Genomic DNA, 20,010 nt, shown 5'->3' with positions numbered 1-20,010 from the left:
TTCCGTTCTTCTCTTAGTGAGTTAGAGAGTAAGCGACGAAACGACGAATTCCAGTGCGTTTCCGAAAACCCGCGCCAATTTGTGCGCATCTTCCCGGGTCGCGACGAGGTCCTGACGGAATTCGACACCGACATGGGGATGCCCGGCAGCCTCCGGATGCTGATTGAGCGAGTAGCCGCCGTCGCGCCCGGAATAGGGCTCGTTGTCGCCGATGGTAAGTGCGGGGTCTGTTCGTAGTGCCTCGATTAGCGGCAGGGCCAGACGGCCGTCCTGGTTCCAGATAAAACCGATTTCCCAGGGTCGAGGTATACCATTGTGTTGCATCATTGGCGTGAAGCTGTGCAGGGCGACCGTGATCGGCGCCCGTCCTTCCGCTTCCATTGCCTTCATGCGTCGGCGAACGGCATTGTGATAGGGCTCGAAAAACGCGATCCGCCGATGTTCCCGATCTGCCTCGCTTAGTCCTAGGTTGCCTGGAACCGGCGTGCCGTCCGCAATCTCGGGGATCGATCCCTCCGTGCCGGGAACTCGATTGCAATCGATCAGGAGGCGGGAATAGTTCGCGTGGACGAGCGGAGAATCGAACCGGTCCGACAGATACTCTGCAATCCAGGCGACACCGATATCGTAGCCAATATGCTGCGCCAGCTCTGTTTCGGACAAGCCGAGATTGTTAAGTGAGGCCGGGATGCGATTCCGGTGGTGGTCCGAGATGAAGAGAATGGTCCCGCGGCCTTCTGGGTTGCGTTCGCCGAAGGCACAAGCGTCCCGATCAGTCAGGATGGCAGTCATGATAGCCCGGAGTTGGAAGAAATTGTGTCGCTGCGATCTAGTCTCTTTGCCACGTGCTGACAAGCAAATGCAGATGCTTGCCCGGCGCAGATCGCCCGATTAGACTCCCGCCTCTTTTAGGGGGATGAGACATGGGACCGCAGAGTAATCTGTTGAGGGAGCTGTTTGACGCTGCCGTTGCCGCTGCGGACCCTGTCCGTTGCCTGAGACCGTTCCTCGATACGCTGTTCGAGCGCCCAGTGAAGGGCCGTATTGTTATCCTTGGCGCGGGCAAAGCAAGTGGGGCTATGGCGAAGGCGGTGGAGGATTATCTCACCGAGACCTTGCCGGGGCGTGCCTTCGAAGGGCTTGTCGTGACCCGTTACGATCATGCCGTTCCATGCGAAAAGATCGAGATCGTCGAGGCCGCCCATCCGGTGCCGGACGAGCAAGGCCGTGCCGCGGCCGCACGTATTCTTGAGCTTGCCGAAACGCTCGGCGCTGACGATCTCGCTGTCTGTTTGATTTCGGGTGGCGGCTCGGCGCTGCTGACCGCACCTGCAGATGGTCTTTCCTTTGAGGAGAAACAGGCGCTGAACGGCGAGCTGCTTAAATCGGGCGCGACCATTCACGAGATGAATTGTGTCCGGAAGCACCTATCGGCGATCAAGGGGGGCAGGCTGGCGGCTGCGGCAGCCCCGGCCCGGCTGGTGACGCTGGCGATTTCCGATGTGCCGGGCGACGATCTTGATGTGATTGGCTCGGGCCCGACCGTACCGGACCCGTCGACGCTCGCTGATGCGCGCGCCATCCTGACGAAGTACGATATCCAGCTGCCCGTACATGTCTCGGCTTTGCTGATGGATGCCGGCTCCGAGACACCGAAAGCTGGCGACCCTGCGTTCGAACGGACCGAGACTCACCTGGTCGCGGCACCGCAACGCTCCCTTGTAGCGGCGGCCGAGCTTGCGGCGGCGAAAGGATATGGCGCCCTTATTCTTGGCGATGCCATCGAGGGGGAAAGCCGGGAAGTCGCGAAAATGCACGCGGCCATCGCGGCCCAGGTCGCGCGGCACAGCCAGCCGGCAAAGGCACCGTTGGTGCTGTTTTCCGGTGGTGAGACCACGGTAACCGTGCGCGGTTCCGGCCGGGGTGGACGCAATGCCGAGTTCCTGCTCTCGTTTTTGGTCACATTGCAGGAGCGGATGCCCGATTGTTGCCGCCGAATCTCCGCGATTGCCTGCGACACGGACGGTATTGACGGGACGGAAGACAATGCCGGTTGTATCATGAGCGGCGAGATTTTCGACCTTCTGGTGAGCGGCCTCGACGATCCGAAGCCTTATCTCGCGAATAATGATGGTTACGGGTTTTTCGAGAAGGCCGGAGGGCTCGTTATGACGGGGCCAACCCTCACGAATGTGAACGATTTTCGCGCTATCCTGATCGAGTGATTCGAGTGACTGTTCGTGGAATGTCTTGAAAGACGATTTGAATTGTAATCATGGGCGCGCTTAACTGGTGTCATGAGAAGATATAGAAACACGAAGATCGTCGCGACCCTTGGGCCCGCGAGTTCAACCCCGAAGCGCATCGAAGAGCTCTTCCGGGCCGGGGTGGATGTATTCCGCCTGAATTTCAGTCATGGATCGCACCGGGATCACGCCGAACGGCTGCGGGTGATCAGGGAACTCGAGAAGACAACCGGTCGCCCGATCGCCGTCATGGCGGATCTGCAGGGCCCGAAACTCCGCATCGGAAGTTTCGCGGACGGCAAGATCGAATTGACGGCGGGCTCCAAGTTTCGGCTGGATCTGGACCGGGCGCCGGGCAACCAGAAGCGGGTTTGCTTGCCACATACCGAGATTTTCGAAGCAATCCACAAGGGCACCGACCTCTTGCTGGATGACGGCAAGATCCGCCTCACCGTGACGAAATGCGGCGATGGGTTCGCGGAGACCAAGGTGATCACCGGTGGGCCGCTCTCCAACAATAAAGGCGTTAATGTTCCGAATGTCATGCTTGGGCTCTCGCCCCTGAGTGCGAAGGATCGTACGGATCTTTCATTCGCACTCAGTGTTGGTGTCGATTGGGTCGCGCTGTCTTTCGTTCAGCGCCCGGAAGATGTCGCCGAGGCGCGCAAATTGATCGGAGATCAGGCTTCGATCATCGTCAAGCTGGAGAAGCCTCAGGCAATCGACCGGCTGGAGGAAATCTGCGAGTTGACGGACAGCGTCATGGTTGCGCGTGGTGATCTCGGGGTGGAGATGCCGCCTGAAAAGGTGCCTATGCTGCAGAAGCGTATCATCAAGCTCTGTCGCTCGCTCGGCAAGCCGGTGGTGGTTGCGACACAGATGCTGGATTCCATGGTCACCAGCCCGACCCCAACCCGGGCTGAGGCCTCTGACGTGGCAACGGCGGTCTATGACTCTGCGGATGCGGTCATGCTCTCGGCTGAGTCGGCAGCAGGCGACTACCCGGTAGAAGCAGTCGAGATGATGAACCGCATCATCCTTGAGGTTGAAGGGGACCGAAACTATCGGCAGATCATCAATGCCAGCCATGATGAGCCTGAGCCGACGGTGTCCGATGCGATCACGCTGGCCGCGCGGCATGTGGCGGAGACGGTCAATGCGTCCTGCATCGTCACCTACACGACCTCCGGCTCGACCACGGTCCGCGCCTCACGCGAAAGGCCGGCGGTGCCGATCCTCTGCGTGACCGCGAACGAGCGTACGTCGCGGCGTCTGGCCATGGCCTGGGGTGTGCACGCGGTGCATGTCGAGCAGGAACAGCGCTTCTCGGCGGTGGTGAAGAGAGCGGTCGAGGTGGCGAAGGCCGAGGAATTCGGCAATGCCGGCGATAAGATCGTGATCACGGCGGGAGTCCCGATGGGCACACCGGGGTCGACCAACGTGCTTCGGGTTGAGCGCATTCTCTGAGCGCTCATTCTGGCATTGAGCTCTAGCTCTGGACAGAGCAGGAGGGTTTGCCTTACAAGCTGGAAACTTCTCCGGAGATTTCCATGCAACATTTTGGCGATGCCCTAATCGAACGCGTGCGCGCGCTCGGAAACCCGCTTTGTGTTGGTCTCGACCCTTATCTCGACCGTATCCCGCCCCTGTTCCGCGACGGTGACATGTCGCCCGGCAATCCGCTGACGGCGCCGGCAGTGGAAGCCTTTCTGAAGGCAGTGCTGGATCGGGCGGAGGACAAGACGGCGGTTGTGAAGCCGCAGATTGCCTTCTTCGAGCGGATGGGGTGGCGCGGTCTGCGGGCGCTTGAGGAGGTCTGCTCCCATGCCCGAAAACTTGGCATGCTGGTCTTGCTCGATGCCAAGCGTGGCGATATCGGGAGCACCGCCGATGCCTATGCCGGTGCCTATCTAACCGGAGATGCACCGCTTCCGGCCGACGCCCTGACGCTTAACCCCTATCTTGGCATGGACACGCTGGAGCCGTTTTTCACGGCAGCGAAGGCGCATGGGCGCGGCCTCTTCATTCTGGTGAAAACCAGCAATCCGGGGTCGGGAGATTTCCAGGATCTGAGGATCGGCGATCACAGTCTTGCCGAGACTGTCGCAAGCACGTTGACCCCCCAAGCGGACACGCTGACCGGAGGAAAGACCGGCTGGTCTTCCCTCGGCGTTGTCGTTGGTGCGACTTATCCCGGCGAAGCGGAGCGCATTCGCGAAATCATGCCGCGCACGATTTTCCTCGTGCCGGGTTATGGCGCACAGGGCGGCAGCGCGGCTGCTGCCGTGAACGGTTTTGTCAAAGGCCCGAACGGCCTCGAAGGCGGGATCGTCAGCTCCTCGCGCGGCATCCTTTTTCCGGCAGGCGGCGATACCGCCAGCGCGCTGGATTGGGAGCAGGCCATCGACGCGGCCATCGACAAGGCCGAGACCGAGTTGGGCGAGGCCGTTTCGGTTTAAAAAAGCGAACTGGGTCTAAACCGCGAGATATCCTCCGTCGACTACCAGCGTGGTGCCGGTGACATAGCTCGACATGTCCGATGCAAGGAACAGGGCGGGGCCGACCAGTTCATTCGGATCGCCGAACCGGCCGAGCGGGATGCGGGTCAGGAATTGCCGATAACGTTCCGGGTCTTCCCGGGTCGGAAGGGTGATATCCGTTTTCATCGGCCCCGGCGCGATGGCATTGACCCGGATACCGTCGGCCGCGAGTTCCTGGGCGAGGCTTTGCGTCAGCATTTTCACCCCCGCTTTTGACGTTGAATAGGCAAGCGAGGTGGCGGTCGACACGAAGGCCGCGACGGAAGCCATGTTCACGACCGTGCCTCGAGTCTCGCGAAGCTGCGCGACGAACGCCAGCGTCATGTGCAGGGTGCCGTCGAGATTGACGGCCATCGCCCGGCGCCAGGTCTCCTCCACGTCCGGACTGTCGATCCGGTTGCGTGGGCAGATCCCGGCATTGTTGATCAATATATCTATGGGACCGTAAGCTGACGCGCATTCCGTGGCTGTGCGATCCGCTGTTGCACGCTCCGAGACATCGAGTTGCACCGGATATGCGGTGCCGCCAGCGGTTTCGATAGCGCGCACTGTCGTGCGGGCGGCCTCTTCGTCGATGTCCGCGCAGATCACCCGGGCGCCTTTTCCCGCGAAGCCGCCCGCGATGGCAGCACCAAGTCCCTGTCCGGCGCCGGTTACGAGCGCCAGTTTTCCTTCGATCATGTCATTCCTCCCCTGCCACGAATGGCTCTATGACAATTACGGCGATGGACCGGTCTCGGGAAGGGGGTAGAGTCGAAAGAAAAGAGCACACATGGGGAGGCAGTGAATGACGGAACAGGTGCGCCGGCAGGAAGCCGTCGATGTCTTGGTGGTCGGGTCCGGCGCTGGCGGACTTGCCAGCGCGGTGTCTGCAGCGCATCGCGGGCTGAAGGTCCTGGTCGTGGAGAAGGAGCCGGTGTTCGGTGGCACCTCGGCCCGTTCCGGCGGCTGGATGTGGATCCCGATGAATGCTCCCGCCCGGCGTGCCGGGGTGGAGGACAGCCGCGAGCTAGCGCAAACCTACCTCAAGCACGAAGCCGGAGAGTTCTACGACCCGGAACGGGTGGATGCTTTCCTCGATGCCGGCCCAAAGGCGGTCGAGTTCTTCGAGAGCGAGACCAGTCTGCAATTCGATCTTGGGCCGACCTTCGCCGACTATCACCCGGATGCACCGGGCGGCCTTGATGGCGGCCGGTCCATCGTCGCCCGGCCCTTCGACGGCCGCGCGCTCGGCCCGGAGATCAAGCGGCTGCGCAAGCCGCTGAAGGAAATAACCTTCCTTGGCATGATGATCGGCACCGGCAAGGAGCTGCTGCATTTCTTCAACGTGACACGCTCGCCTGTGTCTGCTTTCTTTGTCGCCGTCCTGTTCTGCAAATATATGCGCGACCTGCTGTTTCATGGCCGTTCCATGCGCCTGATGAACGGCAATGCGCTGGTCGCCCGGCTGGCGAAATCCTGTTTCGACAAGGGCGTTGAGATCCGGATCCGTGCACCGGTGCGTGAGATCCTGCGGGATGATGCTGGCCGTGTTGTCGGCGCTGTCGTGGAAACACCCGAAGGCCGTGTCGAGGTTATGGCCAACAAGGGAGTCGTGTTGGCTGCCGGCGGATTTCCTCAGGATGTCCGGCGCCGCGCCGCGCTCTTTCCCCACGCGCCTTCGGGCCATGAACATCTGAGTCCGGCCCCTCCCGGCAATACCGGGGACGGGTTGCGCCTGGGCGAGAGTGTCGGCGCGACGGTGCAGGATGACCTGCCCAATGCTGCAGCCTGGGTGCCGATCTCGCGTCCGGTCTGGTCGGATGGAACACGGGGTACTTTTCCGCATTTCGTCGATCGTTCGAAGCCCGGCGTGATCGCGGTTACCCGTTCGGGCCGGCGGTTTGTGAACGAGGCAGAGTCCTATCATGATTTCTGCCAGGCCATGTATGCGCGATGTACTGAGGAAGGCGGGGAGATCTGTGCCTATTTCATCGTCGATCACCGTACGCTCCGGAAATACGGGCTCGGTTATGTGAAGCCTTATCCGGTGCCGTTCCGTCCGCATATCAAAAGCGGTTACCTGCAGACCGGCAAGACGCTGGAGGAGCTGGCGGGGGCCATCGGCGCCGATCCAGCCGGTTTGCGGACAACCGTCGAGGCCTTTAACGGCCCGGCGGCGCGGGGAGAAGATCCTGAGTTCAGCAAGGGCAACACGTCCTATAACCGCTCGCTCGGAGATCCGGAGCATAAACCAAATCCCTGCGTCGCCCCGATCGGCGATGGACCCTATTACGCTGTCCGGTTGGAGATCGGCGATCTCGGGACGTTTGCCGGCCTGTCGACGGACGGTAGTGCCCGTGTCCTAAATGAGGACGGCACGCCAATCCCCGGCCTCTATGCCGCCGGCAATGATGCGGCGAGCATCATGGGGGGAAATTATCCCGGTGGTGGCATCACGCTCGGACCTGCCCTGACCTTCGGTTACATCGCGGCCCGGCACATGTCGGGAGGTAATGCCTGAACCCGCGAATCGGCGAATCTCCTTGCCTCTTGCCGCCGGAAGTGCGGGAATGACGGTGGCGTGTGCGCTCGCGCCGCTCCCTGGTGCTGGCGCCTACCGCCGGCTTGAAACCCGCTTGAAAAAGAGCGGGGACGGACCGATCCGATCAAGGATCCGGAACCGGCAAACCACAGGGAGGATACAATGGCAGACAAGAGTGGAAACACCCCCCGTTGCGCGGTGCTCGTGGGTCCCTATCTGAGCGGTAAAACCTCGCTATTCGAGGCGTTGCTTCTGGCGACAGGGACCCTGCACAAGAAAGGTTTTGTCAGGGATGGTTCGACCGTCGGTGACAATGCCGAAGAATCCCGCAAACGCCAGGCGAGCACCGAGACTACCCTCGGGCGCGGTCGATATTTGGATGAGGACTGGATCTTCATCGACACACCCGGCGGTCTCGATTTCAATCAGGACATGCGCAACGCCTGCATGGTCGCCGATATTGCGATCGTGGTAGCCGATCCGGAAATCGGCAAGGCAGCAGCGCTCACTCCCTATCTCAAATTCCTTGATGCCCATGACATCCCGCATGTGATTTTCGTCAACAAGATAGAGGACTCGAACGATCGTATGCGCGACATCGTGCATGCCCTGCAGGATGTCTCCGACCGGCCTGTGGCACTGCGCCAGGTGCCGATCCGGGACAGTGGCGATGCGGTGACCGGATATGTCGATCTGGTGAGCGAACGGGCCTACCAATACCAGAACGGCAAGCCGTCAAAGCTTGTGCAGATCCCGGAGGCTGTGACAGATCGGGAGAAGGAAGCCCGGAACGAGATGCTGGAGACCCTGTCGGACTTCGACGACGCGTTGCTGGAACAACTGCTTGAGGATGTCGAGCCGGCCGCGCCGGATGTCTATGGCCAGCTCACTGAAACGCTTCAGGGCGATCTGGTTGTCCCCGTCCTGCTCGGCGGGGCGGAAAAGGATCATGGTGTGCAGCGGCTGCTCAAGACGCTGCGCCATGAGACGCCGGATGTCGCTGCGACTGCCGGGCGGCTTGGCATTAGCGCTGTCGATAATGCGGTCTGTCAGATCTTCAAGACCGTACACGCGGCGCATATGGGCAAGCTCTCCTATGTCCGGGTCTGGCACGGCACGGTGAAGGACGGTGAGGAGTTGAACGGCCAGCGGGTCAGCGGCATCAACCGTGTAACGGGCGTGAAATTGGAAAAATGCGGCTCTGCATCGGCAGGAGATGTTGTCTCTTTCGGCCGGATGGACGTGATTGAGACGGGCGAATTGCTGACTCCGGGCGGCGTGGCCGCGCTGGATTGGCCCGCACCGCTTGCTCCGGTCTATGGCCTCGCCATCACCCCGACAAATCGCGGTGACGAGGTCAAGCTTTCCGGCGCGCTTGCCAAGCTGGCGGAGGAGGATCCGTCATTCCGGGTGGAGCAAAATGCAGCCCTTGGCGAGTTGGTGATCCGGGGGCAGGGCGATACACATCTGAGGGTGATGATCGAACGGCTGGAGAGCCGGTTCAAACTGCATGTCGAGGCCCGGGAGCCCGGTGTGCCCTATAAAGAATCGATCCGGAAGGGCGCGGAGCAGCACGCCCGGCACAAGAAACAGACGGGCGGGCACGGGCAGTTCGGCGACGTGAAGATCAAGATCGCGCCGCTTGGCCGTGGCAAGGGATTCGCCTTTAAGAACAGCATTGTCGGCGGCTCGGTACCGAAGCAATACATTCCTTCCGTTGAGGAAGGGGTGAAGGACTTCATGCGGCGGGGGCCGCTCGGCTTTGAGGTTGTCGATGTCGCGGTGGAGCTCTGCGACGGCTCGGCCCATGCAGTTGATAGCTCCGACATGGCCTTTAAGGCCGCGGCGCGCATGGCCATGAACGAGGGGCTCCCCAAATGCAAGCCGGTGCTGCTGGAGCCGGTCATGAAAGTCGTTATCTCCGTGCCGAACGATGCGACGGCGCGGGTGCAGCGGATCATCAGCGGACGGCGCGGCCAGATTCTCGGTTTCCAGGCAAAGGCGGACTGGAGCGGTTGGGACGAGGTCGAGGCCTACCTGCCGGAAAGCGAAACCAGTGACTTGATCATCGAGATCCGCTCACACACCGGCGGGATCGGCTTCTATAACGGCGCGTTCGATCATCTGGCGGAGTTGACCGGCCGGATCGCCGATCAGGTGGTGGAAGGCAGAACCGCCGTCGCAACTGTCTGACGCCGCTACTGGAACAGTGTAATAGGGGTGTCCGGCTTTCCACTGGCCGGGCGCCTCATTCCATGATCTTTTTCCCGTCCTGACTTCTTGGGAGGGAACTCAGAACATGCTTCCGAACGGCAGTACTTACACCGGGATCCGCGATACCTTCGAATGGCGCATTCCGGAGCACTATAATATTGGCCGCGATATTGCGGACGGGCAGAAGCCAGACGCCCCGGCGCTGATCTACCGGACAGAGGACGGCGCGGTTGCCCGCTACAGCTTCGGCGATATCGCGAAAGCTTCAAGCCGCTTCGCGAATGTGCTGACTGCCAGCGGTATCAAGCGCGGGGACAGGGTAGCGATTTTGCTGCCGCAGCGTCCCGAAACCGCTTTCGCCCATACGGCAATCTACAAGGCCGGGATGATAGCGGTGCCACTCTTCGCGCTGTTTGCAGAAGAGGCTTTGGTCTACCGGCTGGTCAATTCCGGCGCCACGGCGGTCGTTACCGACGAGCTTGGGTTGGAGAAAATCCGGACCTTCCGGGATCAGGTGCCTGCGCTCCGTCATATCTTCGTGACCGACGTGGCGGTAGACGGTGATGATTTTACCGCGTTCACGCCCGCGCTGGAGCGGGCGTCGGACGGGTTCGAGATCGTCGATACAAAAGCTGATGATCCGGCTCTCATTATCTATACCTCCGGCACGACAGGACCGCCCAAGGGCGCCTTGCATGCCCACCGGGTCCTGCTCGGCCATTTACCGGGTGTGGAATTTCCGAACCGGCTGTTCCCGAAGCCAGGCGATCTGTTCTGGACCCCGGCGGACTGGGCCTGGATTGGTGGGCTGATCGACGTGTTGCTGCCAGCCTGGCATCACGGTGTGCCGGTGCTGGCCTACAGGGCGCGCAAGTTCGACCCGGAAGAGGCTTTCTGGCTGATGCAGGAGCATGGCGTACGGAACAGCTTCCTGCCGCCGACCGCGCTGAAACTGATGCGCCAGGTGGAGAGCCCACGGAACCGATACAGCTATGATGTGCGCTCTGTCGTATCCGGTGGAGAGACTCTTGGCGCTGAATTGCTGGAGTGGGGCCGGGAGACTTTCGGGCTCACCATCAACGAGTTTTACGGGCAGACCGAATGCAATGTCGTGGTCGGTAATTGCGCCGACGTTATGGAAGTCCGTCCGGGGGCGATGGGTCGGGCCATTCCGGGGCACGATGTTGCCATTGTCGATGATGACGGAAAGCTTTTGCCGGACGGCACCCAGGGAAATGTCGGTATCGCGAAAGGTGATCCCGTGATGTTCCTGCAGTACTGGAATAATCCCGAAGCGACGGAGAAAAAGTTTGCCGGCGACTGGCTGCTGACCGGCGATCAGGCGGTGCGCGATGCCGATGGCTATTTCTGGTATGTCGGCCGTGACGACGACGTCATCACCTCGGCGGGCTACCGGATCGGCCCGGGAGAAATCGAGGATTGCCTGGTGGGGCATCCGGCGGTGGCGATGGCGGCGGTGATTGGGGTGCCGGATCCGTTACGCACCCAGGCCGTGAAGGCGTTCATCGTCCTGAAAGAGGGTGTCTCCGGCGACGATGCATTGGCGAAGGATATCCAGGATCATGTGAAAACCCGGCTGGCGGCGCATGAATATCCCCGCCATGTCGCGTTCGTGGCGTCCCTGCCGATGACCACGACAGGCAAGATCGTGCGCAAGGATTTGCGCGCCCTGCACGATGCGGAGGGTGAGTGAATAATGATCGAGACGGAACGGCTGATCCTAAGACGTTGGAAGGAGGCGGACCGGGAGCCCTTCGCGGCGCTGAACGCCTCGGCTGAGGTTTGTGAGTTTTTGCCGAAGCAGCTCAACCGGGAAGAATCGGACGCCTTTGCAGACCGGATTGAGGGTCATTTCGCAGAGCACGGCTTTGGTCCCTATGCGGTTGAGCGTAAGGATAGCGGCGATTTCATTGGCTACACCGGTCTCTCCGTGCCGCGCTTCGACGCGCCTTTCATGCCGGCGGTGGAAATCGGCTGGCGGCTGGACCACGCCCATTGGGGTTTGGGCTTCGCTACGGAAGCGGCATGCGGAACATTGGCCTACGGCTTCGGGTCGCTTGGTTTGGAGGAAATCGTCTCCTTCACTGTGCCGATTAACATCCGCTCGCGCGGCGTTATGGAGAAGATCGGCCTGCATCACGACAGGGCGGACGATTTCGACCACCCATTGCTGGAGCCGGGCGACCCGCTCCGGCGGCATGTGCTCTACCGGATCAAACGGGAAGAGATGGCATGACGCTCCGTTCTATCGGCCCCGAGGATGTCGCTGGACGCCTGTCCTGGCGGAAGATCGTGGATGCACTTGAGGACGGTCACCGGTTGCCGCGTGCGCGGATCGGAGACCAGATGCTTGAAAGAGAGGGTAAAGCGCTGCTGACACGCTGTGCCTGGATCGACGGGCTTGGTATGGGGGTGAAGTCCGCCAGTGTGGTGCCGGGCAATGCCGGCGAAGGATTGCCGACCGTGCAGGCGGCGATGCTGGTCTTTGCGGACGGCACTGGAACGCCCGAAGCTGTGCTGGACGGCACCATGGTGACAGACTGGAAAACGGCGGCCGATTCCGTTCTAGGCGCCCGTTTTCTCGCTCGCCCTGACAGCCGCAAACTGGTCATTATCGGTGCGGGAAAGGTCGCGGGTACTCTGGCCCGGGCCTATGCGGAACTGTTTCCTGGCCTTGAGAGGATCGAGATCCACAATCGCTCCCAGCAACGGGCAGAAAACCTCTGTGAGCAATTGCGCCGGGATGGTTTGCCTGTCATCCGGGTCGACAGTCTGCCGGCCGCTGTCGGCGATGCCGACATCGTCGCTACGGCGACCATGGCGCGCGCTCCGGTTCTGATGGGGGAATGGGTATCCTCTGGAACCCATGTCGATTTGGTTGGTGGTTTTACACCGGAGATGCGGGAGGCTGACGATGCACTGATCGGTAAAGCGCGCCTGTTTGTCGATTGCCGGGAGACCACGCTCGCGGATGTGGGCGATTTTGCCATTCCGATTGCGGCTGGACTTGTCGGACCGGGCGATGTGCGGGCTGACTTGTACGATCTCGCTGCCGGACAGCAAGGCCGGACCGGCGATGCGGAGATAACCCTGTTCAAGAATGGTGGCGGCGCGCATCTCGATTTGATGACCGCGCGGGCCATAATGACGATCGCTGGTGTCTGATTTGGTTTTTGTCCAGAATCCGGACTCTATCTGCTTCGCGGTACGGCCCAAAGCTGTTTAGAATGTGCGTTCCTGATAACCAGACTAAATGTTTCAGCAGGGAACCGGATCATGACCGTGACCGTCGACTATTTTATGACCACGTCCAGTCCGTGGAGTTATCTTGGTGCTCGGCGGTTTATGGCTATGACGGAGAAAGTCGGCGCCGAGGTGAACGTCTATGCGGTCGATTTTGGACAGATCTTTTCGCAATCTGGAGGTTTGCCGCTGCCAAAGAGGGCGCCACAGCGGCGGGCCTACCGGCTTGTCGAGCTCGCCCGCTGGAAGCGGCATCTCGGTTTGCCAATAGTCATTGAGCCGGAGAATTTTCCGGCGAGAACCCCTCTGTCGGCTCATCTGGTCACCGCCGCCCGCCTTGCCGGAGGCGATGCCCTGACCTTGTCGACCCTGATACTGGAAGCCCTCTGGGAGCAGGACCGGTCAATAGACGATGACAGCGTTCTGGTGGAGTGTTGTCAGAAGGCCGGTCTCGACGGCGTATCTTTGATGCAGTCAGCCAAGAGCGAAGAGACCAAGGCAGCGTTCGAGGAAGACACAGAACTGGCTCTCCATCGCGGCGTTTTCGGTGCACCGTCCTTTATCATCGACGAGGAATTGTTCTGGGGGCAGGACCGGCTCGATTTCGTTGCCGAGAAATTGGGCGTTGTTTGAATGCAACTTTATCCGACCGTTGATATTTGACGGGCTTTGACGCGATGGAGGCATGAAGATTTCACTGAGCAGAAAGTTCTCTTGGTCCCCAAAGCGGTTGTGTCGGCCTTGAAGGACTCTTTTTTCCGCAAGTGATCGGGGCCGGGAACTCCGGGTGATAGCCTTGCGACAGCTCGGTTTTCCTCTGTTTTTTGTGGCGTTGTCCGAATGCACTTGTGCGATTTCCGCGCCGCGTTTTAGTGCGGGCTGCGGGTTCCGTAATGGCAATCATTCCATCTTGAAACGATTTACGCATACGTTGTTGCTTGGCTATGCGCGTCTCCTCCCTTACGGTTACTGGTGTAATGAGCATTTATTGTGGCTGGCGGTGAAACCACAGCTGTCTCGGATAAGGCTCCAAAAAAGCGGTCCAGCATAAGCGGGCCGACCATAACAGGGAGGACTACAATGAAACGCGGAATCGCGATTCTGAGCGCTGCTATGCTTGTCGCTTTTGCGGGCGTAGCCGATGCGAAAACACTCAAAGTACAGGCAAGTTCGAAGTCAGGCGACTGGGCTCACCGGTTCATGGGGGAGACCTGGGCGCCGAAGCTCAGTGAGATGACCAGTGGTTCAGTCAAGATTGAGGTGCTGCCGACGAAGGCAGTTGTCCCTCATCGCGAGACGATCGACGCGGTGGCGAACGGGATCCTCGACGGTGACCTGAACGCAGTGAGCTATTTCTCCGGCCGTGACCCGGCCTTCGCGGTGATCGGCGACTTGATCGCCGGATACGATACCGTGGACCAGGTCCGCACCTTTTGCATGCATGGTGGCGGCAAGGAAATTCTCCAGAAGCTGTATGACAAGTACACCAAGGGCAAAGTCCATGTCGTCGGCTGTGGCCCCTATGCCAAGGAAGCTTTTGTTTCCACCATTCCGATCAAGTCCGTTGCCGATATGAAAGGCGTTAAGGTCCGTTCTCCGGAGGGTCTTGCGGCTGAAGTGTTCAAGCGCGCGGGCGCAGCTCCGGTGTCGCTGCCGTTCTCCGAAGTCTATACCGCACTTGAGAAAGGTGTGATCGACGCTGCCGATGCGTCGGCCCACGTCAACAACCATGCCTCAGGCATGTACAAGGTGGCCAAGTTCCCGATCTATCCGGGGATTCACTCCATGGCTGTCCTCCAGTTCATCGTGAACAAGAAGGTTTGGGACAAGCTCGGCGCGGAAGGCCAGACTGCGCTTGAGGTCTGGTATTCGGCCGCTTACGACGCCATGCGGCGTGAAGCCGACCTGCAGGATCGTGCGATCGCTGCCGAGCAGCGGGCTGGTGGCGACATCACTGTGGTCGACTGGTCGAAGGAAGAACGCGCCAAGTTCCGCGAAATTGCCGTCGGTGCCTGGAACGATTTCGCTGCCAAGTCTCCGTTGGCTAAGGAAGCTCTGGACGCGCATCTCGCATACATGCGCAGTGTCGGCCTTCTGAAGGAATAAAACCTTCTGCATGCCGCCGCGCTCTTCCTGGGCGCGGCGGCTCCTTTCATTTCCAGTTTTTTTGACGACCATACGGAGCGCACGCGCGATGGCCGGACATACTGAATTAATGGTCGGGGCACCGGTTGCTGCGGCCTTCAGCCGCTCTGTTGACCATGTCAGCAGGTTTCTCGGTCTGGCCGTAAGCAATCTCTATTTGCTGGCGGCCGCCTGTACCTTGTGGGAGGTGATCGCCCGTTACGTTTTCAACAGCCCCACCCAGTGGGTCTTTGAAGTCGTTATGGTCCTTTGCGCCTCCGCATGGATGCTGTCGGCCGGCTTCGTGACGCTCCGCAAACGACATATTGGGATCACGGTTTTCTACCTGATGGCGTCCGACAGGGTCCGGTGGTGGCTCGATCTGTTCGCAATGGTGGTTGGGGTCTTCGCTCTCTATATGCTGGTGTCGGACACTCTGATTCGTGCGCTCGAAAGCATCGATCTGACGGAACGCGGCGGGACAGCGTGGAATTCGCCTTTGCCGATGGTCTTGAAGACCGTGTTGGTCAGCGGACTATTCCTCTATCTCATGCAGTTGCTGGTCAATCTGAGGCGCCATTTTAGAACCCGCCCTCTTCAGATAGCCGTCTTGACCGTCATGGCGCTGATCTGCCTTCGTCTGTTGCTGCAAATCTTTGGTCATTACGGCGGTACCGAGAGCCTCTGGTATGGTTTCGAGGAGACACTTGCCGAGAATGGCAGCGCCTTTGTCGATCATTTCAATGTCGACCGTGATGAGATCGGGATCGCGACGATCTCGTTTCTGATTGTTGCCGCGCTGCTTGCGTTGATGATGACAGGAATGCCTCTGGGCATTGTGACCCTGATTATCTCCGTCGTTTGTGCGCTGATGTTCTACGGCACCACCGGCATGTACCTGGTCTCGACTAACGCGATGGACCTGCTGGAAAAATATCCGCTGGTGGCCGTGCCGTTCTTCGTTCTGATGGCTTCTATTCTGGAACGATCCGGTATTGCACAGGATCTGTTCGATGCCATGTCGATCTTCGCTGGCGGGTTGCGCGGTGGCGTCGCACTCCAGACGACAATCGTGGCTGTGATTCTGGCCGCTATGTCCGGTGTGATGGGAGGCGAGATTGTGATGCTGGGACTGGTGGCTCTGCCGCAGATGCTGCGTCTCGGCTACGACCGTAAGCTGACGATCGGCCTGATCTGCGCGGCGGGCGCCCTGGCAACCCTGATACCGCCCTCAATCGTGATGATCGTTTACGGTCTGAGCGCCAATGTCGGTATCGGCGACCTGTTTTCGGCCGGTTTCATCCCCGGGCTGATGCTCGCCGCATTCTACGTGACCTATGTCCTGGTCCGCTGCAATCTTAATCACGACTTGGCGCCGACTGCCGCCGAGATTGCTGCGAAAACCGGTGAGGAGACCAAGCTCGGTCGTCATCAGGTCTGGGCAGTTGTCCTGTGTATTCTGCTTATCTTCTGTGTGATGGGCTCGATTTATGGCGGCATCACCAGTGTTACGGAGGCGGCTGCGGTCGGTGTCTTCGGAGCGATCGTCGTTGCCGCTGTGAGGTTCCAGTTCAACTACGCCTTGATCCGCGATTGTCTCGCCAACACGATGTCCGTGGTCGGGACTATCATCTGGCTGATCCTCGGTGCGGTGGCGTTTGTCGGTCTCTATAACCTGATCGGCGGTGCAGATTTCATGCGGGATCTGATCAAGGGGGCCGGTCTGGGGGCTTTCGGCACGATCTTCGTGATGATGGCGATCCTGGTCATCCTTGGCACCTTCATGGAATGGATTGCGATCATCTTCATTACCGTGCCGGTCTTCGCGCCGGTGGTGCGGGACCTGGCGCCCGAGCTTGGGATGGAGCCGGAATGGGCTGCGGTCTGGTTCGGGATTCTGTTTGTCATGAACATTCAGATCTACTTCCTCAGCCCGCCATTCGGGCCGGCCTGTTTTTGGCTGAAGTCGGTTGCCCCACGGGACGTCACGCTGCAGGAGATATTTGTCAGTGTCATTCCGTTCATCTGTCTGCAGATCATCGGCATGCTCCTGGTCATGGTGTTCCCCCAGATCGCTTTGTGGATGCCACAATTGCTGAATTGATCGGAGATCATTTATGTCGATGTACGACCAGCATGAAGATGACGAAGACGCTATCGCCGGGTCCTACGGGATTTCGCCGACCGTGATCGGTATCCTCATAGGCCTTGCCCTTATCGTCTTCATGTTCGCGATCGCTGACGGGTTTTCCTGAACCCTGGCCGTCGGGGCACCGATAATCCGGAGCAACCGGATTCCAAGATCCGTCTTTCCGTGCTTTTGTGAGGAGAGACGGATGGAGGGAGTCGATGCAGTCAGTCAAGATGAGTTTGGAAGAGGCACATGCGCTTGCGGTGCGGTGCCTCATGCAGCATGGAGCGGATGAGGAGAATGCGCGCGCGGTCGCCGATATCGTAACGGCGGCGGAGCGCGATCTTTGTCATTCCCATGGGCTATTCCGGATCCCCGGCTATGTCGCCTCGCTGAAAAGCGGCAAGGTGAACGGTAAGGCGCGGCCTGCGGTTAGCGATCTTGCTCCCTCGGTGGTTCAGGTTGCGGGCGATGGCGGCTTTGCACCTCTCGCGCTGGAAGTCGGGCGTGCGGCGCTTGTTGAGCGTGCGAAGAGCAACGGTATCGCGGCGTTGGCTCTGAACGATATCTATCATTTCGCAGCCCTCTGGCCGGAAACAGAAGCATTGGCCGAGCAGGGGCTGGCGGCATTCGCCTTCACTGCGGCCTTTCCTTATGTGGTGGCACCGGGAGGTCGGACGCCGATCTTCGGGACCAACCCGATGGCGTTTGCTTGGCCGCGGCCGGGCAAGCATCCCATGGTCTTCGATCAGGCCTCCTCTACCATGGCGCGGGGTGAGATCATGATAGCCGCCCGCGACGGTCATTCCGTACCCTATGGGGCAGGGATAGATCGTAACGGCAAGGATACGACCGATCCCAAGGCAATTCTCGACGGCGGCGCCCAGCTGGCCTTCGGCGGCTACAAGGGCGCGGCGCTGGCGATGATGGTTGAGTTGCTGGTCGGGGCCCTGATTGGTGACAAGCTGAGCTTTGAGGCAAAGGCAGCGGATAACGGCGATGGCGGCCCGCCGGTTGGAGGAGAATTGATCATCGCTCTCGATCCGGCCCGGTTCGGGGACGGCGCAGGGTTCGCGGCCCATGCGGATCTGCTGTTCGAGCGGATGTTGTCGGATGACGGTGTACGGCTGCCGGGGGACCGACGGCGCAAGGCGCGTGAGGAAACTGCGCGGGACGGCATCCATGTTCAGGAGAGCCTGTCGCGTACATTACAGGAGCTCATTGGCAATTGAGTCTGGTTGCCGGCGAGCGGGGATGCCGACGTTGGATAAAAGTGGACCGGGTCGCGTTTTGACGCGCCCGGGCCAAGTCGAACAGGGCGGAGGCTTGTTCTTGCCCTGAAGGCATTTGGAGTAATGTCATCATAACGTATGCGGGCGAGTATTCAATAATAATTTCTCCTCATCCGTTATGATGGGCCCTGCATTCCGCGTGACCGGCAAACCGAGCTATGGCAATAGGAATATCAGGGATCAGCAGAGGCGTGAGAGGAGCAGCCGTTATGGTGTCACGAGGGTTATTCGCGGCGGTCGCCGTTGCCGCAACAATGATTGGCGGAGCTGCCAACGCCGAAGAAAAGGTTCTGAACGTCTATAACTGGAGCGATTATATCGCCGAGGACACGATCCAGACGTTCGAGGCGGAAACTGGTATCAAGGTCAATTACGACGTCTTTGATAGCAACGAGATCGTGGAAGCAAAATTGCTGACCGGATCGACCGGCTATGACGTGGTTGTGCCGACCGCTAACTTCCTGGAGCGCCAGATCAAGGCCGGTGTGTTCCAGAAGCTGGATCCGGCGAAACTGCCGAACCTGAAGAACATGGACCCGGTGATCAGCGCACGCGTGGCGCTGCATGATCCGGATAACGCACATTCGGTGACCTATATGTGGGGCACAACTGGGTTCGGCTATAATGTGAAGGCTATCACGCAGCGGCTCGGAGAAATGCCGGCCGATACTTGGAGCCTGTTCTTCGACCCCGCGGTGGTCTCCAAGCTGGCGAGCTGCGGTGTTGGCTTGCTGGATGCTCCAGTCGATGTGATGGCGACCGCGCTGAAATATCTCGGTCTCGATCCCAACAGCGAATCCCGGGAAGATCTGGCCAGGGCGGAAGAAATGCTGGCAAAGGTCAGGCCCCACATCCGTTACTTCCACTCATCCCAATATATCGACGACCTGGCGAACGGCGAGATCTGTCTGGCCATGGGGTACTCCGGAGACATCCTGCAGGCGTCTGATAGGGCGGCGGAAGCCAATCAGGGTGTCGAGGTGAAGTATGTCATCCCGAAGGAAGGTGCTGTCGTCTGGTTCGACATGCTGGCCGTCCCGGCCGATGCACCGCATCCGGATAATGCTCATGCCTTTATCGATTTCGTGATGCGACCTCAGATCGCGGCGGATATTTCGAACTATGTGCTTTATGCCAATGCGAACGCGGCTTCGCTGCCGATGGTCGACGAAGAGGTCCGGACGAACCCGTCGATTTATCCGACCGACGAGATCAAGAAGAACCTGTTCCCGACCTTGGCCCGTTCGGCTCGATACGATCGGCTGCTGAAGCGTAGTTGGACGAAGCTCAAGGCCGGCCAGTAGCGACCGACGAGAGCCTCTGCAAAAGCGGGGTGGGCTTGAAGATGTCTGTTCGGGCGTCAGGAGAGAATCCTGACGCCCGAACTTCTTTGCATCCTGATTTTATGGGGCAGGACGACCTTGCGAGCGGACTCGCCGAACTGATTGTCCGAATGTCCGGGGGGCGATGGAGAGATGGTGCGGTTATTAACGGGGAATTTGGCTGACGTGTTTGGCTGTTTTCCTCGGTTTTCGGATTATTTTTTTATGATCGTCATTTTTTTGCAAATAAGTGTTTGACGGTTTGTTGGGGTGGGTCGTATAAGGCGCCTCCCGTTGCGGAGCGGACCACTGAGTGGGGCGCGGCGGCGGGGGCCGAAGTCTCTGGAATGGTT

At 59.9% G+C, this 20,010-nt stretch carries 16 protein-coding genes; 14 read left to right on the top strand and 2 right to left on the bottom strand.

Features of this window, described 5'->3' with window-relative positions:
* Positions 1–21: 21 nt before the first annotated feature.
* Positions 22–792: an N-formylglutamate amidohydrolase gene (locus tag ABJ076_RS00700; protein ID WP_348188293.1), complete on the bottom strand. Its 771-nt coding sequence runs from the start codon at positions 790–792 to the stop codon at positions 22–24.
* Between the two features lie 131 nt (positions 793–923).
* On the opposite strand from ABJ076_RS00700, the gene ABJ076_RS00695 reads away from it, so the two are divergent.
* The 3 genes from ABJ076_RS00695 to pyrF all read left to right on the top strand — a co-directional run bounded on the left by ABJ076_RS00695 (position 924) and on the right by pyrF (position 4,705).
* Positions 924–2,225: a glycerate kinase gene (locus tag ABJ076_RS00695; protein ID WP_348188291.1), complete on the top strand. Its 1,302-nt coding sequence runs from the start codon at positions 924–926 to the stop codon at positions 2,223–2,225.
* 72 nt (positions 2,226–2,297) lie between these two features.
* Positions 2,298–3,713, top strand: a complete 1,416-nt coding sequence (gene pyk / locus ABJ076_RS00690; RefSeq protein WP_348188289.1) for a pyruvate kinase — start codon at positions 2,298–2,300, stop codon at positions 3,711–3,713.
* A gap of 83 nt (positions 3,714–3,796) precedes the next feature.
* Positions 3,797–4,705 (top strand): orotidine-5'-phosphate decarboxylase, encoded by a 909-nt coding sequence (pyrF, locus tag ABJ076_RS00685; protein WP_348188287.1) that lies wholly within the window; start codon positions 3,797–3,799, stop codon positions 4,703–4,705.
* Positions 4,706–4,720: 15 nt separating this feature from the next.
* Here pyrF and ABJ076_RS00680 read toward each other — a convergent pair whose 3' ends face one another.
* Positions 4,721–5,467 (bottom strand): glucose 1-dehydrogenase, encoded by a 747-nt coding sequence (locus ABJ076_RS00680; RefSeq protein ID WP_348188285.1) that lies wholly within the window; start codon positions 5,465–5,467, stop codon positions 4,721–4,723.
* Positions 5,468–5,573: 106 nt separating this feature from the next.
* On the opposite strand from ABJ076_RS00680, the gene ABJ076_RS00675 reads away from it, so the two are divergent.
* The 11 genes from ABJ076_RS00675 (at position 5,574) to ABJ076_RS00625 (ending at position 19,639) form a co-directional block, all read left to right on the top strand.
* The gene (locus ABJ076_RS00675; RefSeq protein ID WP_348188283.1) at positions 5,574–7,289 is read left to right on the top strand and encodes an FAD-dependent oxidoreductase; all 1,716 of its coding nucleotides are present in this window, start codon (positions 5,574–5,576) and stop codon (positions 7,287–7,289) included.
* Between the two features lie 183 nt (positions 7,290–7,472).
* Positions 7,473–9,503, top strand: a complete 2,031-nt coding sequence (locus ABJ076_RS00670; protein WP_348188281.1) for an elongation factor G — start codon at positions 7,473–7,475, stop codon at positions 9,501–9,503.
* A 106-nt stretch (positions 9,504–9,609) separates the two neighbouring features.
* Entirely contained in the window at positions 9,610–11,238 is a 1,629-nt protein-coding gene (locus ABJ076_RS00665) for an acyl-CoA synthetase (protein WP_348188279.1), read from the top strand.
* A gap of 3 nt (positions 11,239–11,241) precedes the next feature.
* A complete protein-coding gene (locus tag ABJ076_RS00660) occupies positions 11,242–11,781 on the top strand; it encodes a GNAT family N-acetyltransferase (protein WP_348188277.1) in 540 nt (179 codons plus the stop codon).
* On the top strand, positions 11,778–12,710 hold the full coding sequence (locus tag ABJ076_RS00655) for an ornithine cyclodeaminase family protein (protein WP_348188275.1): 933 nt from the start codon (positions 11,778–11,780) through the stop codon (positions 12,708–12,710). The genes ABJ076_RS00660 and ABJ076_RS00655 overlap by 4 nt, the downstream gene beginning before the upstream one ends.
* 111 nt (positions 12,711–12,821) lie before the next feature.
* Positions 12,822–13,421, top strand: coding sequence for a 2-hydroxychromene-2-carboxylate isomerase (locus ABJ076_RS00650; protein ID WP_348188273.1), 600 nt, complete (start codon positions 12,822–12,824; stop codon positions 13,419–13,421).
* A gap of 447 nt (positions 13,422–13,868) precedes the next feature.
* Positions 13,869–14,894: a TRAP transporter substrate-binding protein gene (locus ABJ076_RS00645; RefSeq protein ID WP_348188271.1), complete on the top strand. Its 1,026-nt coding sequence runs from the start codon at positions 13,869–13,871 to the stop codon at positions 14,892–14,894.
* Between the two features lie 88 nt (positions 14,895–14,982).
* Positions 14,983–17,016, top strand: a complete 2,034-nt coding sequence (locus tag ABJ076_RS00640; RefSeq protein WP_348188269.1) for a TRAP transporter large permease subunit — start codon at positions 14,983–14,985, stop codon at positions 17,014–17,016.
* Between the two features lie 13 nt (positions 17,017–17,029).
* Positions 17,030–17,167, top strand: coding sequence for a hypothetical protein (locus ABJ076_RS00635; RefSeq protein ID WP_348188268.1), 138 nt, complete (start codon positions 17,030–17,032; stop codon positions 17,165–17,167).
* Between the two features lie 94 nt (positions 17,168–17,261).
* The gene (locus tag ABJ076_RS00630; protein WP_348188267.1) at positions 17,262–18,275 is read left to right on the top strand and encodes an Ldh family oxidoreductase; all 1,014 of its coding nucleotides are present in this window, start codon (positions 17,262–17,264) and stop codon (positions 18,273–18,275) included.
* Positions 18,276–18,547: 272 nt separating this feature from the next.
* Positions 18,548–19,639, top strand: a complete 1,092-nt coding sequence (locus ABJ076_RS00625; protein ID WP_348197901.1) for a polyamine ABC transporter substrate-binding protein — start codon at positions 18,548–18,550, stop codon at positions 19,637–19,639.
* Positions 19,640–20,010 lie beyond the last annotated feature (371 nt).

Source organism: Nisaea sp., assembly GCF_039990255.1.
Taxonomy (GTDB): Bacteria; Pseudomonadota; Alphaproteobacteria; order Thalassobaculales; family Thalassobaculaceae; genus Nisaea.
The sequence above is the reverse complement of the archived record's forward strand: the minus strand, read 5'-3'. Positions and strand labels throughout refer to the sequence as shown.